Genomic DNA, 886 nt, shown 5'->3' on the forward strand with positions numbered 1-886 from the left:
AGTGCTTCGGTTTCAATTGCAGGATTTACCCACTCTCTAAGCCATTGTTCGCTGAACTTCATTGAGATTCCACTTTCTATTTTTAATTAAATTGTTGAAGAAAACGAAGATCGTTTTCAAAGAACATTCTTAAGTCATTTACGCCATAGCGGAGCATGGCTAAACGCTCAACACCAAGACCAAATGCAAAGCCAGAATACTTCTCTGCATCAATGCCGCTAGCTTCAAAAACTTTCGGGTGCACCATTCCACATCCCATTACTTCAAGCCACTTAATAGAGCCGTCTGCATTGCGCCCCCATTCGATGTCGACTTCAGCCGATGGTTCTGTGAAAGGGAAATATGAAGGACGGAAACGCACTTCTAAATCTTTTTCAAAGAAGACTTTTAAGAACTCTTCAATCGTTGATTTAAGGTCGGCAAAACTAACTTTTTCCTCAACCAATAAACCTTCTACTTGGTGGAACATCGGTGTATGCGTTTGATCTGAGTCACAACGATAAACTCGTCCAGGACAAATCATACGAAATGGAGGTTCACCCTTTTCCATCGTGCGAACTTGCACAGGTGAAGTGTGCGTACGCAAAAGAGTATTGGCGTTGAAGTAGAAGGTGTCATGCATCGCTCTCGCTGGGTGATGCCCAGGAATATTAAGCGCTTCAAAGTTGTGGTAGTCGTCTTCGATCTCAGGACCCACTTCAACTGAATAACCCGCCTTAGCAAAAAACGATTCAATTCGACGCATCGTTTTTGTTACCGGGTGAAGGCCGCCAAGGTCGGTAGCTCGACCAGGCAAGGTAACATCAACCGCTTCAGACATGAGCTGTGCTTCAAGCGCTTTCTGTTCCATAGAATCTTTTTTAGTACTGAGGTTAGCCATGACGGC

General features: G+C 44.2%; 1 protein-coding gene. It reads right to left on the minus strand.

Annotation, left to right across the window (positions count from 1 at the left end; genetic code table 11):
• Positions 1–82 precede the first annotated feature (82 nt).
• Positions 83–886, minus strand: an 804-nt coding sequence (gene pheS / locus A3739_RS21855) for a phenylalanine--tRNA ligase subunit alpha (RefSeq protein ID WP_068502756.1), incomplete at its 5' end; no start/stop codon positions are given.

The organism is Oleiphilus sp. HI0067 (assembly GCF_001635735.1).